17 protein-coding genes are annotated in these 21,228 nt (G+C 67.2%); 5 read left to right on the top strand and 12 right to left on the bottom strand.

Annotated features, from left to right (window positions below):
* Positions 1 to 345 precede the first annotated feature (345 nt).
* Complete coding sequence (fabV, locus tag OOT46_RS21660) at positions 346 to 1,542, top strand: enoyl-ACP reductase FabV (protein ID WP_265405709.1); 1,197 nt, start codon at positions 346 to 348, stop codon at positions 1,540 to 1,542.
* A 95-nt stretch (positions 1,543 to 1,637) separates the two neighbouring features.
* Here the strand turns inward: fabV and OOT46_RS21655 are convergent, their stop codons facing one another.
* Positions 1,638 to 2,546: a hypothetical protein gene (locus OOT46_RS21655; protein WP_265405708.1), complete on the bottom strand. Its 909-nt coding sequence runs from the start codon at positions 2,544 to 2,546 to the stop codon at positions 1,638 to 1,640.
* A 403-nt stretch (positions 2,547 to 2,949) separates the two neighbouring features.
* On the opposite strand from OOT46_RS21655, the gene OOT46_RS21650 reads away from it, so the two are divergent.
* Positions 2,950 to 4,224, top strand: coding sequence for a hypothetical protein (locus OOT46_RS21650; RefSeq protein WP_265405707.1), 1,275 nt, complete (start codon positions 2,950 to 2,952; stop codon positions 4,222 to 4,224).
* Here OOT46_RS21650 and OOT46_RS21645 read toward each other — a convergent pair.
* From OOT46_RS21645 to OOT46_RS21635, 3 genes are all read right to left on the bottom strand, one after another.
* Positions 4,107 to 6,245 (bottom strand): PEP-CTERM sorting domain-containing protein, encoded by a 2,139-nt coding sequence (locus OOT46_RS21645; RefSeq protein ID WP_265405706.1) that lies wholly within the window; start codon positions 6,243 to 6,245, stop codon positions 4,107 to 4,109. The genes OOT46_RS21650 and OOT46_RS21645 overlap by 118 nt on opposite strands.
* A gap of 300 nt (positions 6,246 to 6,545) precedes the next feature.
* Positions 6,546 to 7,325 carry a zeta toxin family protein gene (locus OOT46_RS21640; protein ID WP_265405705.1) on the bottom strand — a complete coding sequence of 260 codons (780 nt, stop codon included), beginning with the start codon at positions 7,323 to 7,325 and terminating at the stop codon, positions 6,546 to 6,548.
* Positions 7,322 to 7,585 carry a hypothetical protein gene (locus OOT46_RS21635; protein ID WP_265405704.1) on the bottom strand — a complete coding sequence of 88 codons (264 nt, stop codon included), beginning with the start codon at positions 7,583 to 7,585 and terminating at the stop codon, positions 7,322 to 7,324. Before OOT46_RS21635 ends, OOT46_RS21640 begins: the two co-directional genes overlap by 4 nt.
* A gap of 301 nt (positions 7,586 to 7,886) precedes the next feature.
* Here OOT46_RS21635 and OOT46_RS21630 point away from each other — a divergent pair, with 301 nt between their 5' ends.
* Positions 7,887 to 9,674 (top strand): bifunctional protein-serine/threonine kinase/phosphatase, encoded by a 1,788-nt coding sequence (locus OOT46_RS21630; protein WP_265405703.1) that lies wholly within the window; start codon positions 7,887 to 7,889, stop codon positions 9,672 to 9,674.
* A gap of 42 nt (positions 9,675 to 9,716) precedes the next feature.
* On the opposite strand, the gene OOT46_RS21625 is transcribed toward OOT46_RS21630, so the two are convergent.
* Positions 9,717 to 10,052 (bottom strand): hypothetical protein, encoded by a 336-nt coding sequence (locus OOT46_RS21625; protein ID WP_265405702.1) that lies wholly within the window; start codon positions 10,050 to 10,052, stop codon positions 9,717 to 9,719.
* A gap of 105 nt (positions 10,053 to 10,157) precedes the next feature.
* On the bottom strand, positions 10,158 to 11,225 hold the full coding sequence (locus OOT46_RS21620; protein WP_265405701.1) for a GlxA family transcriptional regulator: 1,068 nt from the start codon (positions 11,223 to 11,225) through the stop codon (positions 10,158 to 10,160).
* Positions 11,226 to 11,336: 111 nt separating this feature from the next.
* Here OOT46_RS21620 and OOT46_RS21615 point away from each other — a divergent pair, with 111 nt between their 5' ends.
* The gene (locus OOT46_RS21615) at positions 11,337 to 12,617 is read left to right on the top strand and encodes a tetratricopeptide repeat protein (protein WP_265405700.1); all 1,281 of its coding nucleotides are present in this window, start codon (positions 11,337 to 11,339) and stop codon (positions 12,615 to 12,617) included.
* A 45-nt stretch (positions 12,618 to 12,662) separates the two neighbouring features.
* On the opposite strand, the gene OOT46_RS21610 is transcribed toward OOT46_RS21615, so the two are convergent.
* The gene (locus OOT46_RS21610) at positions 12,663 to 13,835 is read right to left on the bottom strand and encodes an SDR family oxidoreductase (RefSeq protein ID WP_265405699.1); all 1,173 of its coding nucleotides are present in this window, start codon (positions 13,833 to 13,835) and stop codon (positions 12,663 to 12,665) included.
* 282 nt (positions 13,836 to 14,117) lie between these two features.
* On the opposite strand from OOT46_RS21610, the gene OOT46_RS21605 reads away from it, so the two are divergent.
* Positions 14,118 to 14,708: an FxDxF family PEP-CTERM protein gene (locus OOT46_RS21605; protein WP_265405698.1), complete on the top strand. Its 591-nt coding sequence runs from the start codon at positions 14,118 to 14,120 to the stop codon at positions 14,706 to 14,708.
* A 192-nt stretch (positions 14,709 to 14,900) separates the two neighbouring features.
* On the opposite strand, the gene OOT46_RS21600 is transcribed toward OOT46_RS21605, so the two are convergent.
* The 5 genes from OOT46_RS21600 to OOT46_RS21580 form a co-directional block, all read right to left on the bottom strand.
* A complete protein-coding gene (locus OOT46_RS21600) occupies positions 14,901 to 16,226 on the bottom strand; it encodes a WS/DGAT domain-containing protein (protein ID WP_265405697.1) in 1,326 nt (441 codons plus the stop codon).
* Positions 16,223 to 18,349 (bottom strand): metal-dependent hydrolase, encoded by a 2,127-nt coding sequence (locus tag OOT46_RS21595; protein WP_265405696.1) that lies wholly within the window; start codon positions 18,347 to 18,349, stop codon positions 16,223 to 16,225. The genes OOT46_RS21600 and OOT46_RS21595 overlap by 4 nt, the downstream gene beginning before the upstream one ends.
* 247 nt (positions 18,350 to 18,596) lie before the next feature.
* Complete coding sequence (locus OOT46_RS21590) at positions 18,597 to 19,685, bottom strand: alkane 1-monooxygenase (RefSeq protein ID WP_265405695.1); 1,089 nt, start codon at positions 19,683 to 19,685, stop codon at positions 18,597 to 18,599.
* A gap of 83 nt (positions 19,686 to 19,768) precedes the next feature.
* Positions 19,769 to 20,395, bottom strand: coding sequence for a 4'-phosphopantetheinyl transferase family protein (locus tag OOT46_RS21585; RefSeq protein WP_265405694.1), 627 nt, complete (start codon positions 20,393 to 20,395; stop codon positions 19,769 to 19,771).
* Positions 20,373 to 21,221, bottom strand: coding sequence for a metal-dependent hydrolase (locus OOT46_RS21580; RefSeq protein WP_265405693.1), 849 nt, complete (start codon positions 21,219 to 21,221; stop codon positions 20,373 to 20,375). The genes OOT46_RS21585 and OOT46_RS21580 overlap by 23 nt, the downstream gene beginning before the upstream one ends.
* Between the last annotated feature and the right edge of the window lie 7 nt (positions 21,222 to 21,228).

Raw genomic sequence — 21,228 nt, 5'->3', positions numbered from 1 at the left:
GTTGGTTTTGTACTGATCCTTGTGGGGGGTAAGGATACGACCGAGCGCGGCGGCAGGGGAAGGCGGGCAGGCCCACGAACTTGCCGGCGCGAAGCGCGGTAGTCGATGGGCCGCAGATGCAGCTGGATCGCAATGTCTCCGTGCAGTTTGTAGAGCGCAGGAGAGGACGGTACTCGCGCTGGATGCGAGCCGCCAGCGACGCATCATCGGGGGGCAGAAGCGGCTGCGCCAGGTCGGCCTGGCACCTGTTCCCCGGCGCTTACACTGCCAGGGGCTTCTGCTCCATGCGTTCGCACCACAGGTTGACGTGGGCGTCGCCGAAAAAATCAGACGATCGAGGTCTTCATGATCATCAAACCGCGCGTCCGCGGCTTCATCTGCGTGACTGCCCACCCCCTTGGCTGCAGGACCAACGTCAAGCAGCAGATCGAATACGTCAAAGCCAAGGACACCATCCCCTGCGGCCCGAAGAAGGTTCTGGTGGTAGGCGCGTCCACCGGGTATGGGCTGGCGGCTCGGATCACGGCAGCGTTCAACTGCCGTGCCGCTACCTTGGGGGTGTTCTTCGAACGCCCGGGGACCGACAGCAAACCCGCCACCGCCGGCTGGTACAACACGGCGGCCTTCCACGAGTACGCGGCCGATGAGGGCCTGTACGCCAAGAGCATCAACGGGGACGCCTTTTCCGACGAGACCAAGCAAAGGACCATCGATCTCATCCAGCGAGATCTCGGTCAGGTGGATCAGGTGGTTTACAGCCTCGCCGCGCCGAGGCGGACCCACCCCCGAACAGGAAAGGTGTTCAGCTCGACCCTGAAACCGATAGGACGAGCGATCACCGTGCGCGGTATCGACACGGACAAGGAAGTGGTGAACGAGACGACGTTGCAGCCCGCCACGCAAGAGGAAATCGACGGCACCGTGGCGGTCATGGGCGGTGAAGACTGGCAGATGTGGATGGATGCGCTTCTCGCGGCCGGCGTGTTGTCCGACGGCGCCACCACCACCGCATTCACCTACCTCGGCGAAGACACCACACGCGATCTCTACTGGAACGGCTCGATCGGAGCCGCCAAGAAAGATCTCGACCGGGCCGCACTTGCCATCCGGGACAGCTTGGCGGTGAAGGGCGGAGACGCCCGGGTCTCCGTGCTCAAGGCCGTGGTGACCCAAGCCAGCTCGGCGATCCCCATCATGCCGCTGTACCTGTCCTTGCTGTTCAAGGTCATGAAGGAGCAAGGAACTCATGAGGGCTGTATCGAGCAGATCCACGCCCTGTACCACGACAGCTTGAGCGGCAAGTCACCCTGCATCGACGAAGAAGGGCGCTTTCGGACAGACTACAAGGAGCTCGATCCGGGAACCCAGGCGCGAGTGCGCGAGCTGTGGAATCAGGTCAGCACCGACAGGCTCTATGAGCTGACTGATTTCGCGGGCTACAAGACCGAGTTCCTGCGCCTCTTCGGATTCGAGATGAGCGGTGTCGACTATGACGCCGATGTGAATCCCGATGTGCGGATCCCCGATCTCTTGCAGCTCTAGCAGCTTGTTGACCTACCTCTGATACTCGAGGTTCAGCAGTGAAGCAACAGGTGTTGCCTTCACTGCAGCGAGCCAGACCGCCCGTCGGAGGCCGCTTAGCGCTCGGCCTTCACCTGGGTCTTCACCCGCGTCGCGAACTGACTGATGGGGCTGACGTGCACCTGGAAGCTGTCTTCCGGATGTTGGGCGACATGCTCCGCGCTCTTGCCGCCCTTGAAACGACCGTCCGGCAGCCACAGCTCGGGCTGCGCGAGATCGATCTTGCTGTAGAAGCCGGGGGTGCCGGACGGCGGGTCGATGCAGCCGTTGTTGCTGCCGACCGCATAACCCTCGCCCAGACTGAGCATCGAGTGTTTCGTGCGCGAGGGGCCGTCTACCCCCCTGGGCGGCTCGAAACTGATGGCAAAGCCTGGCGGCAAGTTCCTGAACGCCTCGGGGCCCTTGATCTGCGGACTGTTTTCGGGCACCAGGTCGCGCCCGGTTCTCCTGAGATCGCGTTCGCCAGCCAGCCCTTCGTAGGCCCTGAGCTCGTCGCGGCTCAACAGGCCGCCAGCCACCGCGATGTTGCGCGTGGACTGCTTGCAGTCGAGGGCATCCGTCCTCAGCTCTTCATCAGCCTTCGCCACCTTGCGTTGGCTGAGCCATGCACCGACGGGAACGCAACCGTTGGGCGACCAGTCACCCGCCTGCCACAACGCGATGTCATTGGCCGTGGTCGCCACTTTCTCGCGCTGCTTTTTTTCCAGCTTCGACTCCTGATCGATGAGTGCCGACGGCGAGGTCGCGGAGCGCTCAGCAGCAGCACCGGCGTCCCGGGACGATGCCGCCGGCAGCGCCCCGCGTGGCGCGAGTTGGGCCGAGGACGAGGTGCGCGTCGGCATCTCCTGCTGCGCCGCCGACGGGCGTGGTGGGGCAGAGCCATAGGGGCGGGACGTGAACGTGCCGGTCGCCGGTTCCCCTGTACCGGTGGTCGGGCCGCTTCGGACCTGGAGTTGGATCTTCATGCGCTGCGCTTGTCCAAAATGCCTTGCAGGATCACCGCGGCCGGCCTGGCGCGGTCGCCGTGAGGCGCATCTTCGTACAGCGATCCGAAGTCACACCATGCGCTCCGGCAGTTTCCGCGCCCGCGCTGCTCCACAGCGCCGCCATCCCGCCCTGGTGTCCGTGGCGCGGTGATTTACGCGTCTGGTGCCTTGAACCGCTTCCGACAGGGATCATTGTCACTGGGTCTCCTCAGGTTCATGCTTCAGTCACTTCGCAAGGACCGGCTGCAGATCTTCCTGAGCAACTGCCGGTGTGCCGCTCTCGGTACAGGGGCAGCGACGAGAGCCAACTGGAACTGGGTGAAAAGAAGCGGCTCGTCTCGGGTCGGTGGCGCCGCTCGGCCTCGCGCAAAGGAGTGTTCGAATGCAGAGCGAATCCAGCTTGCGCCGGGTCCCGCGCGTTCTGCCATGGGGAGCGGCTGGTGCTCTCGCAGCGGTGCCTCTTGGAGCGGAGGCGCACGTCAAGTGGTTCTCCAAGGTCGTCAATTGCGTCACGACGCCGCTGGAGATGTCCGATGTCCTTGCGATGCCCCTGTTCATGGGCTTGTACCTGTCAGCGCTGGTCGTCATGGCCGGGGTCTTCTGGATCGATCGCGCGGTGGCGCGTTACGACTTTCGGGGCAGGGGGCCGCTTGCGCTGGCCGACGCGTCGGGGGCGGCGCTTTTCCTGCGCGGGGGTGTCGCGGTCTACTTTGCGTCTGTTGCCTGGTATGCGGCGTACCGTCCCTTCATCCTGACTCCGGAGCTCTTCAGTGGGGCGCCCTGGGTGCCCGCTGTCCAGCTCGTGATAGCGCTGACCGTGTTGTGGGGCCGCACCGTGTGCATCGGACTGTCCGGCCTGCTCCTGCTTTATGCCTACTCGGCGTGGATCTATGGATGGTTCCACCTGCTCGACTACCTCTACTTCCTGGGCATCTCGGTCCATCTTGCACTGCATGCGTTCGGCTCGTCTCGGCGAAGCACGGTCGCACCCGCGGTCCTTCGGCTGTCCGTCGGCTTCAGCCTGATGTGGGTCGGCGTCGAGAAATGGGTCTATCCAGCCTGGTCCTATGACGTCCTCAATCACGAGCTGAGGCAAATTGCCGTCGGTATCGACCATCGCTTTTTCGTGATGGCCGCCGGTTTCGTCGAGTTCTGTCTGGCCTTCCTCGTCGTCTTCGGTCGCGTGTCGTCGCAGGTTTCGTCGATCGTCCTGCTGGCCTTGTTGCTCGGCGCCATTCCGCTTGCCGGCCCCCTGGACGCGATCGGGCACTTGCCCCTGGTGGTCGGGCTTTTGATCCTCGCCGTCGCGCCGCAGCCCCTGGTTTCCCCGCCCGCCAGACGACGAGACGGCAAAACGGGGTGGCGGGTGTGCGGGTTCGCACTCAGCATCCCCGGGTTCATTGGGCTGTACCAACTGGCCCACCGCGCGGCCTATCCGTCCTACGCCGATTGGCCCTCGGCCGAGTTGCTTGCGGCGGTCGCGCTTGCCGCGCTGTTGTGCTTGCGGACCGCGCGGATGCATCGCCTTGTTCAACCCTTTCAGCGCTTTACCAAAGGCGTTCGCCGGCGGCTGAGCGCGGCCACGCCGAGCAGGCCTACCGCCAGCAAGGCAGAGGTGCCGGGCTCAGGCGCGGTGGACACCGCCAGCTCGACGTAGTCGTCGCCATAGACCACGCTCCAGTGATAGACGCTCGCGTCCAGATTGGTCCGCAGCGAGGCAAAACTGCCGATCACACCTCCCGCCGCTTCGACGATGCGGTATCGGCCGACGACCGGGCCAGTGAGGTCGAACTCGGCAAACAGGCTGGCTTCCTCCGAGAGGCGCAGTGCATGGTCCAGCAGGAAGCGGTCGAAGCTGACGGCCGAGGCGATGTCGAGATCCAGCACGGAGCTGGCAGACAGCCAGACGTCGGCGCCGAGCAGGCGGGCGATGCCGATGTCCTCGCCCAGTCCGGCACCCAGCGTGCCTTGGCTGAAGCTCATGCTGTAGGTGGCGGCCAGCGTGCCGGCCACCAGGGTGCGGATGTCGTGCTGGTTGATGTAGCTGCCCTGATCGTAGGAGCTGACGTGCACGTGGCTGCGCTCATCGATCTCGACCCGCCCGGTATTCCTCAAATGCAAGCCCTCCGGCAGTCGGGCGTCATCGAGAACGCTCAGCTGGCCGTCGTTGTGCAGCGAGCGAAACAGCAAGTCGACTTCGTCGCCCAGCCAGGAGGTGGTGATCCGGCTGGCCGCGCCTTTGTAGACCAGTGCACCGGCGTTGTACCCGAGTCGCGGACGCCAGTCGGGGTCGTTGGACGCCTCGCCGACATTCAGCAGGATGGTGCCGCCGTCGGCCCTCAGGCGTCCGCCGGTCAACTCGGTGGACACGCCTCCCTCGAAGGCGGTGTGGCGCAATTGCACCAAGCCGCCCCATACCACGATACGCGAGCGCACGGCCTCCAGCGTTCCGGGGTTGTCGAGCTGGCGGGTGAAGGTGAGGGTGCCGGCGTCTTGCACCCGCACCGTGCCGGTGTTGGAGAACGGGGTGGCCATGCGGGTCGCCGCCGCGCCCGTCTTGAGGAAGGTGCCGCGGTTGTCGAAGCTGCCGAGGGCGACACGCAGCGGCACCGGCCCGCCGCCGTCGTCGCGTCCGTCCGCTGTGTGCAGGTCTTCGAACACCGCGCCGGCGGCCACGTGCATGCTGCCGGTGCCGGTGATGTCGGCATCGCCGTCCCAGCGGCCGCCGCCGTCCATGCGCAGCTCCGTGTCCAGGCGTTTGTCGTAGAGGTCGCTGCCGTTGGGGCCGGGACGGTAGGCGCCGGCCGAAAGATGGGCGAGGCCGCTCACGGTGATGGGGCCGCTGGCCGACAGCAGGCCCTGGCCCCACCTCAGCTCGCCCACGTGGACCGCGCCGCCCGCCTGGACGACGCTGGCAATGGGCGGTGCGTACTCGTGGGGCATCGCTTCATCGACGCGCAGGGCGCCCAGGCGAAGGTCCGCCTCCACCAACAGCTTGGACCCATGCAGCACCTGCACCTCACCGCCAGCTATGGTCGCGCCGGCTGAAAACGTCGCCGTGCCCCTCAGGAAGGACACCCGGCCCTGGTTGTGCAGCGTGCCGGTGTAGCTGTCTCCGGGGTAGGGGCTGTGGTAGTAGTCGCTCCAGCCGGTGATATCGAGCCGGCCGCCGCGTGCGATCTCCCAGGTGCCGCTGCTTTCCAGCGGAGAGGCGAACATCGAGATCGAGAACCGGGCGTTCGGGCCGATACGTACGGTGCCGCGCTGGTACACATGGTTGTAGCGTTCGACCTGGATGTCGAGTTGGCTGCCGGGCGCCAGTTCGACCAGGCCGCGGTTGTCCCAGGTCGCGCTGCCGGTATTGAGCAAGAAGCCGAGCGTGCCCTGAGCCACTCGCAAGTGGCCACGGTTGATGAACTGCGTTCCGCCGACGCCCTGGTACTCCATCGTGCCGCCGCCCTGCTTGAGGTAGCGGCCGTCGTTCTCGAAGAGATAGAGGCTCTGGAAAATGGTGCTGCCTTCGGGAACCTCGTCGATGTACTGCTCGCCGGGGCCGATGTAGACATCCTGGGCCCAGCTGGGGGTGGCTGCCAGCAGCAGACAGGCGCAGGCGCTCGACGCGGGGTGTGCGCAGCCGGTCCATGCAAACCGGTGCAGGAAGTGCTTCGGCGATGGCATGTCGGTTCCTCTCTCGGTCGACACGGAGGCGAGTGCGACGTCCTGTTGAGGTGCAGAGCTATCATTCGCCGGCCGCTATTCGACGCGGAGAAGAGCGTGGTACGGGCTTCTTGCAGCCCTGCACCTCGTACCGTTCCAATCTAGGTGTGTGCCTGCGTTCCCGCCCCCCGCGACTGCGGGGTATGCCGGGTCCTCGGGCGTGCGCGCGACCCGTGCGCGGGCAAGCCGCACCGGGTGCGCGTCTTCATCGACTTTCTGCTTGAGGAACTGGCCCGACCCACAGCTCAGGTTTGCGCGAGATCAGCCGGCCTCGGACCGGGTGTCGCTGGTCGGCTCGAACGACTGCCACAAGGTGGTGCGGGTGAACCAGGCGGGCAGGGCGTCCACGTGTACCGTCAAGGTCTCGCCGTCGGTCACTTCGGCGATCAGCTCATGCGCCTCGCCGGAGTTGTCGAAGATGTAGGCCCTGTTGGCGGCGCTGCAGGCTCGGTCGAGGAGGCCGATGGAGCGCTGGTATCGCTGGAGCACCTTGTCGTCCGGCACGGCGTGTCCACCCTGGCTCACCCTCAGGCGCACTCGCTCGATGTTGATGGCGGGGTCGTCGGTGGCGACAAAGTACAGATAGGTGCGGTAGCCGTGCGCCTGCGCCTCGTGCATGAAGTCGATCTTGTCCGGCGAGGACATCACCGTTTCAAAGGTGAAGGACAGGCCCTGCCGCAGCAGTTCGCGCCGGATGAAGTCGGCCAGCACCGCGGCGACATAGGAATTCATTTCTCCCGCTGGCAGATGCAGCGCCGATCCTTCGAGATGAAGCCGCTCCGCGATGCCGTCGAGTCCGTGTTGGGTCAGCAGGGCCGAGGTTCGAAGGTAGGCCTGCAGTGGCAGCATCAGGTCGGATGCCTGGGTCTCGAGATCGAACTCACCGAGGTCGAGCCGACCTTGCCGTTTGAGGGTCCTCTCGATGTCGTCGGCGTTGACGTAAATGCCGATCCACTCCTTGCGCAGCACACTGTGGATCGTGCTCTTGCCGGAGCCGTTGGGCCCGGCGAAAACCCGCAACCTGGCTTGGGCCTGGGTCACCGGGCGCCGTGACCGGCCTTCTTGCGCGTCAGGACCAGCCCTCGCGCCACCGGCGTGGTGGCAGGCAGCGGCTTGATGACCCGGATCGCGCCGTTCGCACGTGCTTCCACCAGCATGCCGTTGGCCGACTTCATCACCACACGACCGGTCTGGGTCAACGCGCGCTCATGCGCTGCTCGGCCGGCCATGGCCGCCAGCTCGGGAAACCGGTCCTCGACCGCCTGCATGCTCGCTTCGCTGATGGGAGGGATGCTGCTCATCGTGCGCTCCGTGGGGACACGGGCTCTATTCTGCTACGAATCCTGAAACGTCGCTGGGGACGGCGCCGCCTTCCGCCGGGAACCGTTTTGCCGCGCGCCAATATATCGTGACCGAATCAACACAAGCCGGCGGAGCCCGCCGAAGCGTGCCTTCCGCGGCCCGGTAGGGAACCCGCTCAGCGCGCCTGCAACAGAGGCGGGCTGGTTTGCATTTGAATAAATGCAGAACAAAACTCTGTCCGGGGCTTCCTGACGAATATCCTATTTACTGTAAATGGACACGCGCGATAAGGCGCCCGGCATGCTGACACTCCGCGAGGCCGCACGGCCTTTTTTTTTCGATAGCGACATGAGCAACAAGCTGAGGATCTCGGTCGGTCAACATTCCGACAAGGGCCGCAAGGAGGTCAACCAGGACTTTTATGGCGTCTCGGTGCCGAAGGAGCCGCTGCTGAGCTCCAAAGGCATCGCCATCGCGCTGGCCGACGGCATCGGCAGCAGCTCGGTCAGCCAGATCGCCAGCGAGTTCGCGGTCATGGGTTTTCTGGACGACTACTACTGCACCTCGGACGCCTGGTCGGTCAAGAAGGCGGTCGAGCGTGTACTGACCGCGACCAATTCCTGGCTGCATTCGCGGACTCAGCAAAGCCCTTACCGCTACGACCAGGACAGGGGCTATGTCTGTGCCCTGAGCGCGCTGGTCCTCAAGTCCACCACCGCCCATGTGTTCCATGTGGGCGACACGCGCATCTACCGCCTGCACGGCGGCGCGCTCGAACAGCTCACGCAGGATCACCGGGTGCGTGTTGCCGAGGGGCGAAGCTACCTGAGCCGCGCGGTGGGCTTCAAGCCGCAGATCGAGATCGACTACCAGGCGCTGCAGGTCGAGAAGGGCGACGTGTTCCTGCTCGCCTCAGACGGCGTGTACGAACATCTCGACGCGGCCTTCCTGGCCGCTGCGGTGCAAGGCGGGCGAGGCGACCTCGACCGGGCTGCCCGCAGCCTCGTCGAGGAGGCCTATCAGCGAGGCAGCGCCGACAACCTGACCGTCCAGATTGTCGTCATCGACGAGTTGCCCAGCAGCCAGGATGCCAGGGAGATCCATCGTCAATTGTCGGAACTGCCCCTTCCGCCGATCCTGGAGGCGCGGACGGTCGTCGACGGGTACCGGATCGTCAGAGAGGTGCATGGCAGCAGCCGCAGCCACATCTATCTCGCGGTCGACATCGAGACCGATGGGCTGGTCATCCTCAAGACCCCCTCGGTGGATCTCCAGGCCGACCCGGCCTACCTCGAGCGTTTCCTGATGGAGGAGTGGGTCGCGCGGCGCATCAACAGCGCGCATGTGTTGAAGCCGTGCCGGCCCACGCGGGAACGCAGCTGTCTGTATGTCGCGACCGAGTTCATCGATGGCCAGACCTTGGCGCAGTGGATGATCGACAACCCCCGGCCCGACCTCGAAACCGTGCGCGGGATCGTGGAGCAGATCGCCAAAGGGCTGCAGGCCTTCCATCGCCTCGAGATGCTGCACCAAGACCTGAGGCCGGAGAACATCGTGATCGACAAGACCGGCACGGTGAAGATCATCGACTTCGGCGCGACCAGCGTGGCGGGCATCACCGAGATGGCCAGTCCGCTCGAGCGGACCCAGATCCTCGGGACCGCCCAATACACGGCGCCCGAGTACTTCCTGGGAGAAGCCGGGAGCGCCCGTTCCGACCTGTTCTCACTGGGCGTGATGACCTACCAGATGCTGTCGGGCCGGCTGCCGTACGGCGTCGAGGTCGCGAAGGCCCGGACACTGTCCGCGCAGAGGAAACTGCACTACGAGTCGGTGCTGGACGAAAACCGCGAGATCCCGGTCTGGATCGACGCCGTCCTCAGAAAAGCCGTGCACCCCGACCCGCTCAGGCGCTACGAGGCCTTGTCGGAGTTTGTTTACGACCTGCGCCATCCCAACAAGACCTTCTTCAGCAGGGCGCGTCCGCCCTTGATCGAGCGGCACCCTGTGCTGTTCTGGAAGAGCCTGTCCGCCATCCTGGCGATCGCGCTCTTCGTCAGCTTGCTGGTCGGGTTCGGCATGCCGTGAGCGCGCCGATTTCGCCCTCGAACAGGCGCGGCACGAGCAGACTCAGGAAGGACAGGTGAAGGCTTCGGCCTGATAGTCGACGTTCCCAAGGAACCAGTTGCTGTCGTTTTTGGTGACCACGAAGGCGTTGGCGCCCGTCAAACCGACTTCGTTGCGAAGGTTGGTCTCGCCGATGGCTCGCATCACGGTCGGGTCCTTGCCCATGCCCAGAATCCGATCGGTGTACTGGACGGTTTTCACGAACTTGCATTGTTTCGCTTGTTCGGCGGTGACGGCGCGGACCCTCGCGCCGGCCTCACTCAACGGGGGCGCGCTTGCGCAGCCGGCCAGGACGGTGACAAGGACCGCCGTGAGGGCGTTGTGTCCGAAGTACTTCATGTTTTCACTACCGCGAGTTTTTCAGTCCCGTGCGTAGAGCGCGGGGCCATCATTCTGACGCAACCAGTGCCCACTGGCGGAACCGCTGCGGACCATCCAGGCTTTTCAACCCGGGCCTTGTGCCCGCGCCGCCCTCGCCAGCCGGCGCGCCAGCGCTCCGAAACGCCGCCGGTACTGCGCCGGCGTCAGACCGAGCTTGCGCCGGAACAGCCGGCCGAAAAAGCTCGCATCCTGGTAGCCCACCTCCAGCGCGATCGACTCGATGGCCAAGTCCCCGGCTTCCAGCATCTGCTTGGCCTCTTCGAGCCGCAAGGTGTGCACATAGTCGAGCGGCGTCAGCCCGGTGGCCTGCACGAAACGCCGCTGGAAGGTCCGCTCCGGCAGTCCGCTCATCTGCACCATGGCTGCCACTGGCGCCTCGCTGTCGTAGTGCTGCGCCGCCCATTCCTGGCAGCGGCCGATGGCCGGGTCGGCCAACTGGGTCGTGCGCGCCATGGCGGCATAAGCGAGCGGGCTTGTCGTGTCCCAGTCCAGCAGGTTGAGGCGGGCCACCTGCATCGCTTCTTCGGCGCCGACGTAGCGCGCGATCAGGAACAGCGCCAAGGCATGCCAGCTGGTGCCGCTGCCCGCCATCACCAGGCGCTGGCCGACACCGCTCGTCACCAGCGCCTTGTCGGGCAGCCAGCGGGTGTCGGGATGTTCGCGCGCGAGGGCATCGCAGTAGCCCCAGTGTGAGGTCGCCTCCTGTCCGGCCAGCAGGCCCGTGCGCGCCAGCAGCACGGCACCCGAACAGGCCGAGGCGAGCGTCGCGCCGCGTGCGTGCTGGCGGCGCATCCACTGCGCCTCCACCTCGTACCGGTCGCCCAGTGTTTGCCAGGGCGGGACCATCAGGTCCGTGATGACGACCACCTCGGGCTGGATGCCGTCATCGAAGCCGGCATGCGGATGGATGTTGACGCCGTTCGCCGCCTGCAGCGGCTGTCCGTCGCGGCTCACGATCAGCGGCCGCAGCGGCGCCGCGGCCTCGACGCGGTGCATCAGCATCTGCCAGTCGCGCCGCGCGCTGATCAAGAGGTCATACAGGCCGAACAAGGTCGACGCGGTGCTATCCGGTACCGCGAGCAGCGCCACCGTGAGGGGGGCGTCCGAAACGAGGGCAGATGGGGTCGGCATTGGCGGAAATGTCCGGTTTCTTGCCGAGATGACTTTAGTGCATCGCTGCGCCCTCCGCATCATGTCACTGTCTGGGCGCGACCCGCGCTTGAACCTTGGAGGGCAAGAGACATGAAAGACGCCACCGACCATGAACTGTCCGGCTGCAACACCAAGGCACTGGACCTGCTCGAACGCGGGCAGCACGAACTGCGCTGCTTTTCCGGCGATCCTGTCGCGACGGTCGATGCCGCCCTTGCGGCGTCCCCCGAGCTGGTCATGGGACATGTGCTGCGTGCCTGGCTGCACCTGCTGGGCACCGAGGCCGCTGCGCTGCCCGTAGCCCGCGACGCCTGTGCGACGGCCCTGGCCTTGCCGCACAACGAGCGCGAGGCGTACCACCTGCGCGCCATCGAGCTGCTTTGTAACGGGCAGTGGCGCGGCGCCGCGCGCACGCTGGAGGACCTGAGCGTCGACTGTCCGCGCGACGCGCTCGCGCTGCAGGTGGGCCAGCAGCTGGACTTCTTCACCGGCGACTCGCGCATGCTGCGCGACCGCATCGCCCGGGCCTTCCCCGAGTGGAGCCCGAGCTTGCCGGGCTACCACGCGGTGCTCGGCATGTACGCCTTCGGCCTGGAGGAAACCGGCGACTACCCGCGTGCCGAGCGCCTGGGTCGCGAGGCGGTAGCGCTCGAGGCGGCGGACGCCTGGGCGCAGCATGCGGTGGCGCACGTGATGGAGATGCAGGGCCGGCGCGACGAAGGCATCGCGTGGATGCGCGGCAACCCGGCCTGGCAGCGAGACAGCTTTCTCGCCGTCCACAACTGGTGGCACCTCGCGCTGTACCACCTGGAGCAGGGCGACCACGATGCGGTGCTGGAGATCTTCGATGGCCCCATCGACGGGCACCAGCCGACACTGGTGATGGAGCTGCTCGACGGCTGTGCACTGCTTTGGCGGCTGCAGCTGCGCGGTGTGGACGTCGGCACTCGCTGGCAATCGCTGGCCGAGCGCTGGGCGCCGGCAGCGGCGAGCGGCAACTACGCCTTCAACGACCTGCATGCAGCGATGGCCTTCGCCTGCGCTGGCCGCGAAGACGCGGTGAACACGTTGCTGCGGACGCAAGCCGAAGCGCTGCAGCGGGACGACGACAATGCGGGTTTCCTTCGCGAGGTCGGTGCGCCGGCGACGCAGGCCGTCCTCGCGTTCGTGGCGGGACAGCCCGCGCGCACGGTGGAGCTGCTGCGCCCGATTCGCCACCGCGCGCACCGCTTCGGCGGCAGCCATGCGCAGCGCGACCTGCTCGACCAGACACTGATCGCCGCTGCCCGGTCCAGCGGACAGGCCGCCCTGGCCCGGGCGCTGGAGACGGAGCGGGCGCTGCTCGCCGAGCAGCGGCGGCCGGCCCGTTGACCGGGGGGCGCCGGCGTGGCCCGGTACTGCGGCGCCATCCCCGCTTCAGGCGGCGATACCTTGCCGCGGGCCGGTCGGGACCTCCCGGGTCGCGGCTTTCATGCGATCGATCATGCTGACGATCAGCTCGGACCAGTCCACGCCGTTCACGTCGATCGGGAAGAGCGCCTGGTCCTCGGCGCTCATCCAGCGCAAGGGGCGCCTGGCATGGCTGTCGAGAAAGACGTACTTTTCCTCCAGCGCCAACCGGTAGGTGTCCACGATCAGCCGGTTGAGCTTGGCCACCCGCGGGTTGTCCAGTTCCGACAAGGCGGCATAGAGGTCGTCATAAGTCGGGTGATAGTCGATCGGCCCGGCCATCTCCGCGATGGCACCCAGGCGCGGCAGGTTCTGCTTGGCGGACGAGCAGTGGATGACCGTGAAACTGCCGCCGGCATGCTCGATGGCGTTCGCCAGTAGAAGATTGACGCACAGGTCGACCGGAATGGCGTCATTGATCGCCAAGCGCATGCTTTCGGGGAAGGCGCGCACCCCGCCCAGCGCGATCGACCGCAAGAAGGCCGGCAAGGCATTGTCGTAGCGGCACGCGCCACGGAACGGGAACTGCCACGCTCCGCAGGCCGACGTGACGCGCGCCATGACGACCGGCAGCTGCGGATAGCGCTGATGGACCAGCCGCTCCGCGAGGTTCTTCGCATAGGAGTAGGCATTGGGCCATTCCGCGAGGCGGGCCTTGGACGGGCTGGACAGGATCTCGGCCAGTTCCGCTTCGCCGCGATAGTCCTGGAACACCGTCTCGGCGATCTGCGAGCTGCCCTTGATGTGGCAGGCGGCCCAATAGCTCGACGTGATCACGCAGCTTTCCAGCTGCTTGCAGCTGGCGGCAAGCTCGGCCGCGTACAGGCTGGGGAGGGTGTTCGCAAGCACCTGGTCGCGCAGCCCGAGGTCCCAGCGCGTGTGGGCCGCAAGATGAAAGATGAAGTGCACCTCTTCACGAAGGCGGTTCAGCGTGTCTTCGCCGAGGCCCCACGCAGGCTCCGAGGTGTTGCCCCGGATCCAGGTGACGCGCGGGTCCTGAAGACTCGGAGCGTTTCGGTAGAGGCAGTACACCTTCCTGAGCCCCGGCAGCTTCGTCAGCAGGGTCTGCAGCAGCACCGAACCGATAAAGCCGGTCGCGCCGGTGATCAGAATCGTTTTTCCCTGGTAATGATTTCTCATCATGACTTCTTGAAAAGGAAAGTGTCGAAATGAAGGAGCCACGCCGGCGCCGAAGCCGGCGCTCGGGAAACATCGAAGCTGCACGTGCAAGGCCGCAGCATGCCGGAGGGCCTTGAGGCGAAGCCATCCCTAGGAGTGCAGATCGAGGGAGTACGGGCCTGCCCCACGCTGTCGGCTCCTGCCAACAGTTGCGGTTCGCCACGGATTCTTACGATGAGGGCGTGTTGCTCGCCCCGATAATTGTCGGGACCATTTCCCATGTTTCCTCAGGAAGGATCCCCGATGAAGGCAATGCTTTACGCTGCGGTTTCGGCTTTGGCCCTCACCGCGGCCGGTACTTCCCAGGCCGCCAGCTACACCTATAGCTTTACCCAACTGGTGGGCGGCGAGCAGGTCCAGCCGCTCGCGACCCTGACGGTTGAAGACGTCGCCGGCGGCGCTCGGTTCACCTTGCAGGGCGACTTCGCCAGCCTGGGCAACGCCAGTTTTCTGAGCCGGATCGAATTCAACGGTCCGCAAGGTAGCGTCGGCGCCGTCAGCGGCAACGCGGTGAAGAAAGCCCCGGTCTATGGCGCGCATGTCAACGCGTCCTATGACTTCGACTGGGAAATCGCCTTTCCGACCAGCAACAAGCCGGGTTCCGACCGCTTCCTGTCGACAGACCAGGCGGTGTGGACCATCACCGGCTCGGGCGTGACCGCCGCGTCCTTCGACGGCACCATGATGCTGCACCTGCAGGGTGTGACAGAACTGGGCGACTATTCGTCGATCAAGGTCACGGCTGCCGTGCCGGAGCCCGAGACCTATGCGCTGATGCTGGCCGGCCTGGCGGGCGTCGGCCTCGCGGCCCGCCGCCGGCAGCGCGTGCGCTGAGGACAGACTCGCAACGGCGCGCCAGCCTCGAGGCGATTCGACAGGCGCTGCTGTCTCGCATGCACGGGCCGATCCCTTTGGTTGGCCGCTGGCTGCGGCCCGTGGTCCAGGGCTGCTTCAACGACGACGCGATGCCGGGCAACGTGGGCCGCTTGGACGCTTTCCGCAAGGACGTATACCAGGCTGCGCAACTTATGTCGCCGCGACCAGCAGCAACCGTAGCTCTTCCTGGAGCGCCGACAGCAGCAGTCCTGGCTGAGGCACCAGCTTCGCGTCGCAGGACACGCTCATCACTGCCTGACCGGCATAGGTGCTCAGCATCAGACCCAGCGCCGTGTGCCCAGTCTGAGGAACCCAACAGTGAAACTCGCGGATCCGAGCGCCCGCTAGGTAGCGGTGCTCGGCTGGCCCCTGCAAGTTCGTCGACACCAGGGAGCCCTTGCTCGTGAAGAGTCCCATTGCCAGGCTCTGCAGAAAGCGCGGCAAACAGCCCATGCACGTCATGAGCGCCAGAGTGGCATAGGGGTGACAGGACGTCTTGATTGCCTGCATGCCCTGACTCACCGCTCTCAGCCGCTGCCCGGCCTCTGCCAAGTGTGTCGGCAGGGCGAGGGCCGTCAGCGTGAAGTGGTTGCCCATCATGGCGGCATCTTCGCGCTGCCTCAGGTTGTAGGTGACGGCAGCGCGCAGCTGCGTGTCGTCGACACTCCAGCCAAGCGTTTGCGCGTGCCGACGCAGCGCGCCGGCCACCACGCCCAGCCAAACGTCGTTGATGGTAACGCCGTGACGACGGGCCACCTGCCTGAACTGGTCCAAAGGCAACGAAGGGCTGCTCATCAGGCACTTCTGTCGCCCGGGTCGACCTCTGTAGTGCATCCTGGAGTCCCGTCGCAGCAGACTCAGGCGCAGCACCTGCCAGGCCGTGCCCAGCCAGCGCGACAGGGCCGAACCCAGGGCCGATGGCGGCGGTACATGGCGGCAGCGACCGCGGACGGGGTCCTCCAGGCGCGGGTGGCCCACGGCCTGCCGGGCGCCGTCACTGAGGTGGCGCAGCATATGCACCAGGCCGTCGCCGTCCGTCATGCAGTGGTGGTGTCGGACGATCAGTGCCGCCGTCCCGTCCGTACTGGATCGGAGCAGCCGCCACTGCCACAGTGGCCGCTGCGGGTCCAACGCCTCCGGCACCCAGTCGGCGAGGCTGGCCTCCACCGCCGCGGCATCCACGGCCTGCGGCAGCACGCGCTCCTGCAGGTGGTAGGCGGGATCCAGGCTCGCCACGGGCTCCCAGCGGTAGCCCAGCAGGCCGCGCCGGACCCGCTGCGCGAAGCGGGGATAGGCCAGCAGGCGCCGGCCCACCAGCTCGTGCAACTGGGCCAGGCTGGGGGACTGCTCCAGGAAGGCCACCCAGTGGATGACCATGCGGTTGCAGGGCGCGTCCATGCGCAGCCAGGTCACGTCCCGCCAGCCCATGGCCTGCGGGGCGTGCGGCGGCGCCTGCCAGTGCGCGGCCTCGCTCATGCCCGGCTGCCTGCGGCCGAGGGGACCGCGCGCCCTTCCACGAAGGCCGTCGGATTGCTCTGGAACCACTGCCGCGCCAGCCTGTCCTCGGGACCCTCGGGATGGCGGAACCAGGGACTGAGGAATCGCAGGCTGCCGCCTATGAAGAGCCAGGTCATGCCGCGCCGGCCGAAGTAGAAGACCGCGGCATCGCGCCAGGTGCGCCAGCGCCACAGCAGGCCGCTGCCGCGCAGGGACAGGTAGAGCTGGTAGTGCAGGTCCTTCATGAAGGAGCTGGAGAACCAGATGAACCAGGCGATACGGCGCAACTCGCCGCCGCCCGCGGCCCGGAACAGGTCCAGCACGAAATGCTTGTGCTCCAGCTCCTCGCAGACATGCCACAGCCACAGGCGGGCCATCTGCGGGTCGGCCCCGTCCAGCCAGGACGGGTCGCGGATCACGCGGGTGCAGAACAGCGTCGTGATGTACTCGAAGGTCACCGAGGAGGCCAGCTGGTTGATGGGCGTGCCCTTCTCGCCCCAGGTGATGCGCTCCTCCACCTTGCCGCCTATCCAGTCCTGCAGCCCCTGGGCCGTGGTCTGCTCGTTGTACTTGCGGTGCAGGGCCCGGTGGATGGACTCCTGGGCGATAAAGTCGCGCCCGTAGCTGCTCCATTCGCTGCGCAGGGGCTCGGGCAGGGTCTCGATGGTGCGCCGTACCGTGTCGATGATCCAGCGCTCCCCGGCCGGCAGCAGCAGGGACACGGAATTGAAGAACTGGCTGCGGAAGGGGCTGCCGTTCCAGTGCAGCGGCAGGCCGCGCTGCAGGTCCAGCTGGAAGTGGCGGGGCATCAGCGGATGCTCCTCGGCAAGGGCCGTGGCCGGATGCTCGTCAGCTCCCCTGCGCTGCTGCACAAGGGCCACCCAGGCCTCCAGGCTGGCACAGAGGCGGGCCTCGTCAAAGAGCTGGCGCGGGAAGCTCAGGGCCAGCGTCGCCTGGGCGCCCACCGTCGTGCAGGAGAGGTAGACGGAGGGCGTGCGGGTCCACAACGAGGCCTTGTCCACCCACTGCTCGAAGGCCGGCTCCTGCAGCTGGCCCACATTGGACAGGGTCAGCACGGGATCCATGGCCGCGGCCCGGGGCGCGCCGTCCGGCCGCGGCCACAGGTTCTGGCAGAACCAGCGGATCATGGCCGGCCGCCGGGCGGCCTGCAACTGGATCAGCCGCGCCTGCGCGGGCCCCAGGCCCTGGCGCACGTCCTGCATCAGGCGCTCCAGCTGTGCCTGGCTGTGCTCGCGTCCCACATAGGCGCTGACCAGGGCCGTGTAGTTGCCCTGGGCTGTCACGGGTTCTCCGCAGGCCTCGTGCAGATCGATGGCCCATTGCAGCGGCAGCCCCGGCAGCTCGGGCAGGCTGGCCAGCAGGTGCTGGGACAGCGCCTCGCTGAGCGCCTGCGTCCAGCCCGCGCCCTTGCCCAGGCCATGACCCTGCAGCAGGGCCTCCAGCGAGGCCAGGGGCACGGTCCATTCGCGGCTCACCCAGCCGGCCTCCTGCGGCCCGGCCGGACGCAGCCGCGCACCGGGGTCGCGCCGATGGGCCCCCAGGCTGCGCCGGGCCCAGGACTGGCGCATGAACTGCGCCAGCGCCCGCGGCAGCGAGGCCACGGGCCCGCGGGCCGCCGGCGCGCCGGCCAGGGCTGCCGGCTGCTCGCCATGCAGCAGTTCGAGGAAGCGGGCGATCCAGGCAAAGGCCGCGCGGCCATTGGCAAAGGTGTGGTCGGACCGGAACACCAGGGTGCGCTCCTGCAGGTCCACCAGCAGCAAGGGTAGGCCCTCGCCCAGGGCCGGACCGGCCTGGCCATCGCGCAGGGCACGGGCCTGGCGCTCCCACAGCGCCAGCGCGCCGGCCTCGTCCAGGGCCTGCCAGGACCAGCCCTCGCCGTGCGCGTCGGGCTGGCGCCGCACGCGCAGCGCCGGATAGCGGCGCAGCAGCGCCTCGAAGGCCGCCAGCGCCAGGTCCAGATCCACGGGCTGGCGCAGGGTGCAGCGCAGCTCGATGCCCACGTCATGCCCCAGGGCCTCCATGGCCATAAAGTAGGCGTCGCCGGCATCGCGGCACTGCTGGCTGAGGGTGGCGCGGCTCATTGGGTAACCTCCGTGCTTCGCACTGCGATGCGAGCCCCTTCGGGCGGCCGGGCGGGGCTCATTGGGTAACCTCCGTGCTGCGCACTGCGGTGCGAGCCCCTTCGGGGCGGCCGGGCGGGGCTCATTGGGTAACCTCCGTGCTGCGCACTGCGGTGCGAGCCCCTTCGGGGCGGCCGGGCGGGGCTCATTGGGTAACCTCCGTGCTGCGCACTGCGGTGCGAGCGCCTTCGGGGCGGCCTGGCGGGTCTCATGCCTGCTCCCAGCGGGCCGCCAGGGCCATCATCTGCTCGCGCTTGCGCGGGTCCACATTGGCGAGGCTGAGGTCGCCGCCATGGTGACGGATGACCATGGGGTTCATCAGGCGGAACCACAGCGGCGGCACATAGGCCACCAGCATCAGGGTGACGTAGCTGGCCGGCAGCTGCGGGGTCTGGGCCTCGGACTGCAGCAGGTGGTAGGGCCGGTTGGGATTCACATGGTGGTCCGCATGGCGCTGCAGCTGGTAGATGAAGAGCGAGCAGACCAGGTGGTTGCTGTCCCAGGCATGGGCGTGGGTGAAGCGCTCGTACTCGCCGTTGGGCAGCTTCTTGCGCAGCATGCCGTAGTGCTCGATGTAGTTGGTGACCTCCAGCAGCACGACGCCATAGGCGGCCTGCAGCAGCAGGAAGGGCAGGATGCTCCAGCCGAAGGCCAGGAGCAGGCCTCCGAACAGCAGCAGCGAGGCGGACCAGGCCAGGAAGTTCTCGTTCTCCAGCGACCACACCGGCTTGCCCTTCTTGCCCAGGCGCTGCGCCTCGATGTGCCAGGCCGACTGGAAGCCCGTGACCAGGGCGCGCACGAGATAACGCCAATAGTTCTCGCCCATGCGCGAGCTGGTGGGATCGGGCGGGGTGCACACGGCCTTGTGGTGGCCGCGCACATGCTCGGCCATGAAGTGGCCGTACAAGGTGGGTGCCAGCGCCCAGCGCGCGCCCCACTGCGCCCAGCGCGAGCGGCGATGCAGCAGCTCGTGCGAGGCGATGAAGCCCACGCCATTGACGCTGCCCACGGCCAGGCCGGCGCCCAGCAGCGCCCAGAGCGGCAGCTCCAGCACGGAGACCAGCCAGGCCCCGGCCAGCACGCTGGCCAGCTGCAGGGGCACGAAGAGCTCGACCGCCCAGCGGCTCCAGCGCTCGGCGCTCCGCGACTGCTTCTGCGCCGCCGTCGGATTGCGCCGGTTCACGCCCACCAGCCAGTCGCCCAGCGGGATGACGATGTAGATCAGCGCCGGCACCAGCCAGACCCAGCCGGGCTGGCGCGCATGGGCCGCCCAGAGGAAGGACGCCACCACGGTCATGGGTACAGTCAGCCCGCTCATCCATAGCAGGGCGGGAGGCGGCCAGTGGCCGGCTGCGGAATCACGCTCAGCTTGCATCGTTTTCACTGTTGAAAGTCATCAATGCCATTGGCAGGAAAGGGGGCCAGTCCCGGCGTGTCGCCCGCCGCGTCGTCGGGGCCATGCAGGCGGACATGCCGGGGGCGGACCGGGCTGGCCAGGCTGGCCACCATGCCCGCAGGGCTGGGCAGGTCCAGCAGCCAGCGCGGGCCCTGTGCGGTGTCGACGCACCAGGGCTCTGGCAGCGGCCCGGCGGGCACGCGCAGGTGGTCCAGCGCGCCGTCGAGGCCCTGGCCCTCGCACTTGGTCAGGGCCTCCAGCCGGGACCACACTCGCACCGCCAGCGCCTGCTCGTCCAGGGAGCCCGGCGCGACCGGCGCGCGCTCCGCCCGCGGGTCCTCCCGCTCCAGCAGGAAGCGGCGGAAGGCCTCGCCATGCCGACGGCGGGCAAAGCCTTCCAGGTCCACGCCCACCGGACTGCCGGAGACCGCCAGGTAGAGCCAGCCGCCGCTGTGCGAGAGGTTGTGGTGCGGGCCGCCATAGGCCGCGAGCAGCGCCCTCACCCGCGGGTCGGCGCGCCCGCTGCCGGCTGGCCGGCGCCGGGGCTCGGCCCCGCGCGGCAGCACATGCACGGCCAGGCAGCCCGGCTCAAGCGGCGCTGCGCTGTGCATGGGCCTTGGGGATGATGCGCAGGCGCTCCTTGAGCGCGCCCAGCGCCGCATCGATCAGGGCGGCATGCTGGCCGCGCGGCGTCCGGAAGCCCGGGCGCAGGAATCCCAGCCAGCGCGGCAGCGCATACCAGAACAGGCCCTTGCGGCCCAGGAAGTAGCGCGCGACGTCACGCCAGGTCGCCAGCTTGAACAGCTGCCCGTCCTGGTAGATGTTGAAGAAGGCCTGGGTGAGGAAGTCCGTCACGAAGAGCATGGATCCATACAGGTAGATCAGCAGCATGCGCAGATAGGACCCTCGGCAGGCGAGGTAGAGGTCGTGCGAGAGGGCCGAATGCTCCAGTTCTTCGGCGCAGTGCCACATCCACAGGGACCGGTAGGGCTCGTCGGCCTCGGACTCGATGCCGGAATGCGCCAGGGTGTGCTCGCACAGGATGGTGGTGAAGTGCTCCCAGGCCACCGTCAGGGCCAGGCCGCTGCGCCAGCTGAGCCAGTGGGCCTTGCTCATGCGCCAGGCCGTGTAGCCGTCGAGCCAGTAGTGCAGGCCCATGGCCTCCAGCTGCTCGTTGCACTGGCGGTGCAGGAAGCTGTGCGTGGCCTCCTGGCCGACGAAGTCGCGGCTGCGCTCCAGCAGCTCGGGATCGTCGACATGGGCCATGGCTGCCTTGACACAGTCCGAGGCATAACGTTCCGCCAGCGGCAGGCCCTGGGAGAGGGAGTTGAACCAGTGGGTCCGGAACGCATCGCCGCCGAACCACAGGCGCCGGGCGGGCGCATGCAGATCCAGGGACAGCTTGCGAACCGGGTAGGCGCGGCCTTCTTCGTACATCTGTCTG

It is taken from the genome of Aquabacterium sp. A7-Y (genome assembly GCF_026153205.1).
Taxonomy (GTDB): Bacteria; Pseudomonadota; Gammaproteobacteria; order Burkholderiales; family Burkholderiaceae_C; genus Caldimonas.
Note: the sequence above shows the minus strand (reverse complement) of the source record. Positions and strands in the feature narration are given on the sequence as shown.

Bases quoted from the DNA above. Each gene is read 5' to 3' on its own strand.
- OOT46_RS21620 (WP_265405701.1), bottom strand. From the start codon at position 11,225: ATGCCGACCCCATCTGCCCTCGTTTCGGACGCCCCCCTCACGGTGGCG.
- OOT46_RS21630 (WP_265405703.1), top strand. From the start codon at position 7,887: ATGCTGACACTCCGCGAGGCCGCACGGCCTTTTTTTTTCGATAGCGAC.
- OOT46_RS21585 (WP_265405694.1), bottom strand. From the start codon at position 20,395: ATGCACAGCGCAGCGCCGCTTGAGCCGGGCTGCCTGGCCGTGCATGTG.
- OOT46_RS21615 (WP_265405700.1), top strand. From the start codon at position 11,337: ATGAAAGACGCCACCGACCATGAACTGTCCGGCTGCAACACCAAGGCA.
- OOT46_RS21645 (WP_265405706.1), bottom strand. From the start codon at position 6,245: ATGCCATCGCCGAAGCACTTCCTGCACCGGTTTGCATGGACCGGCTGC.
- OOT46_RS21650 (WP_265405707.1), top strand. From the start codon at position 2,950: ATGCAGAGCGAATCCAGCTTGCGCCGGGTCCCGCGCGTTCTGCCATGG.
- OOT46_RS21590 (WP_265405695.1), bottom strand. From the start codon at position 19,685: ATGACCGTGGTGGCGTCCTTCCTCTGGGCGGCCCATGCGCGCCAGCCC.
- fabV (WP_265405709.1), top strand. From the start codon at position 346: ATGATCATCAAACCGCGCGTCCGCGGCTTCATCTGCGTGACTGCCCAC.
- OOT46_RS21595 (WP_265405696.1), bottom strand. From the start codon at position 18,349: ATGAGCCGCGCCACCCTCAGCCAGCAGTGCCGCGATGCCGGCGACGCC.
- OOT46_RS21600 (WP_265405697.1), bottom strand. From the start codon at position 16,226: ATGAGCGAGGCCGCGCACTGGCAGGCGCCGCCGCACGCCCCGCAGGCC.
- OOT46_RS21580 (WP_265405693.1), bottom strand. From the start codon at position 21,221: ATGTACGAAGAAGGCCGCGCCTACCCGGTTCGCAAGCTGTCCCTGGAT.
- OOT46_RS21635 (WP_265405704.1), bottom strand. From the start codon at position 7,585: ATGAGCAGCATCCCTCCCATCAGCGAAGCGAGCATGCAGGCGGTCGAG.
- OOT46_RS21610 (WP_265405699.1), bottom strand. From the start codon at position 13,835: ATGAGAAATCATTACCAGGGAAAAACGATTCTGATCACCGGCGCGACC.
- OOT46_RS21625 (WP_265405702.1), bottom strand. From the start codon at position 10,052: ATGAAGTACTTCGGACACAACGCCCTCACGGCGGTCCTTGTCACCGTC.
- OOT46_RS21655 (WP_265405708.1), bottom strand. From the start codon at position 2,546: ATGAAGATCCAACTCCAGGTCCGAAGCGGCCCGACCACCGGTACAGGG.
- OOT46_RS21605 (WP_265405698.1), top strand. From the start codon at position 14,118: ATGAAGGCAATGCTTTACGCTGCGGTTTCGGCTTTGGCCCTCACCGCG.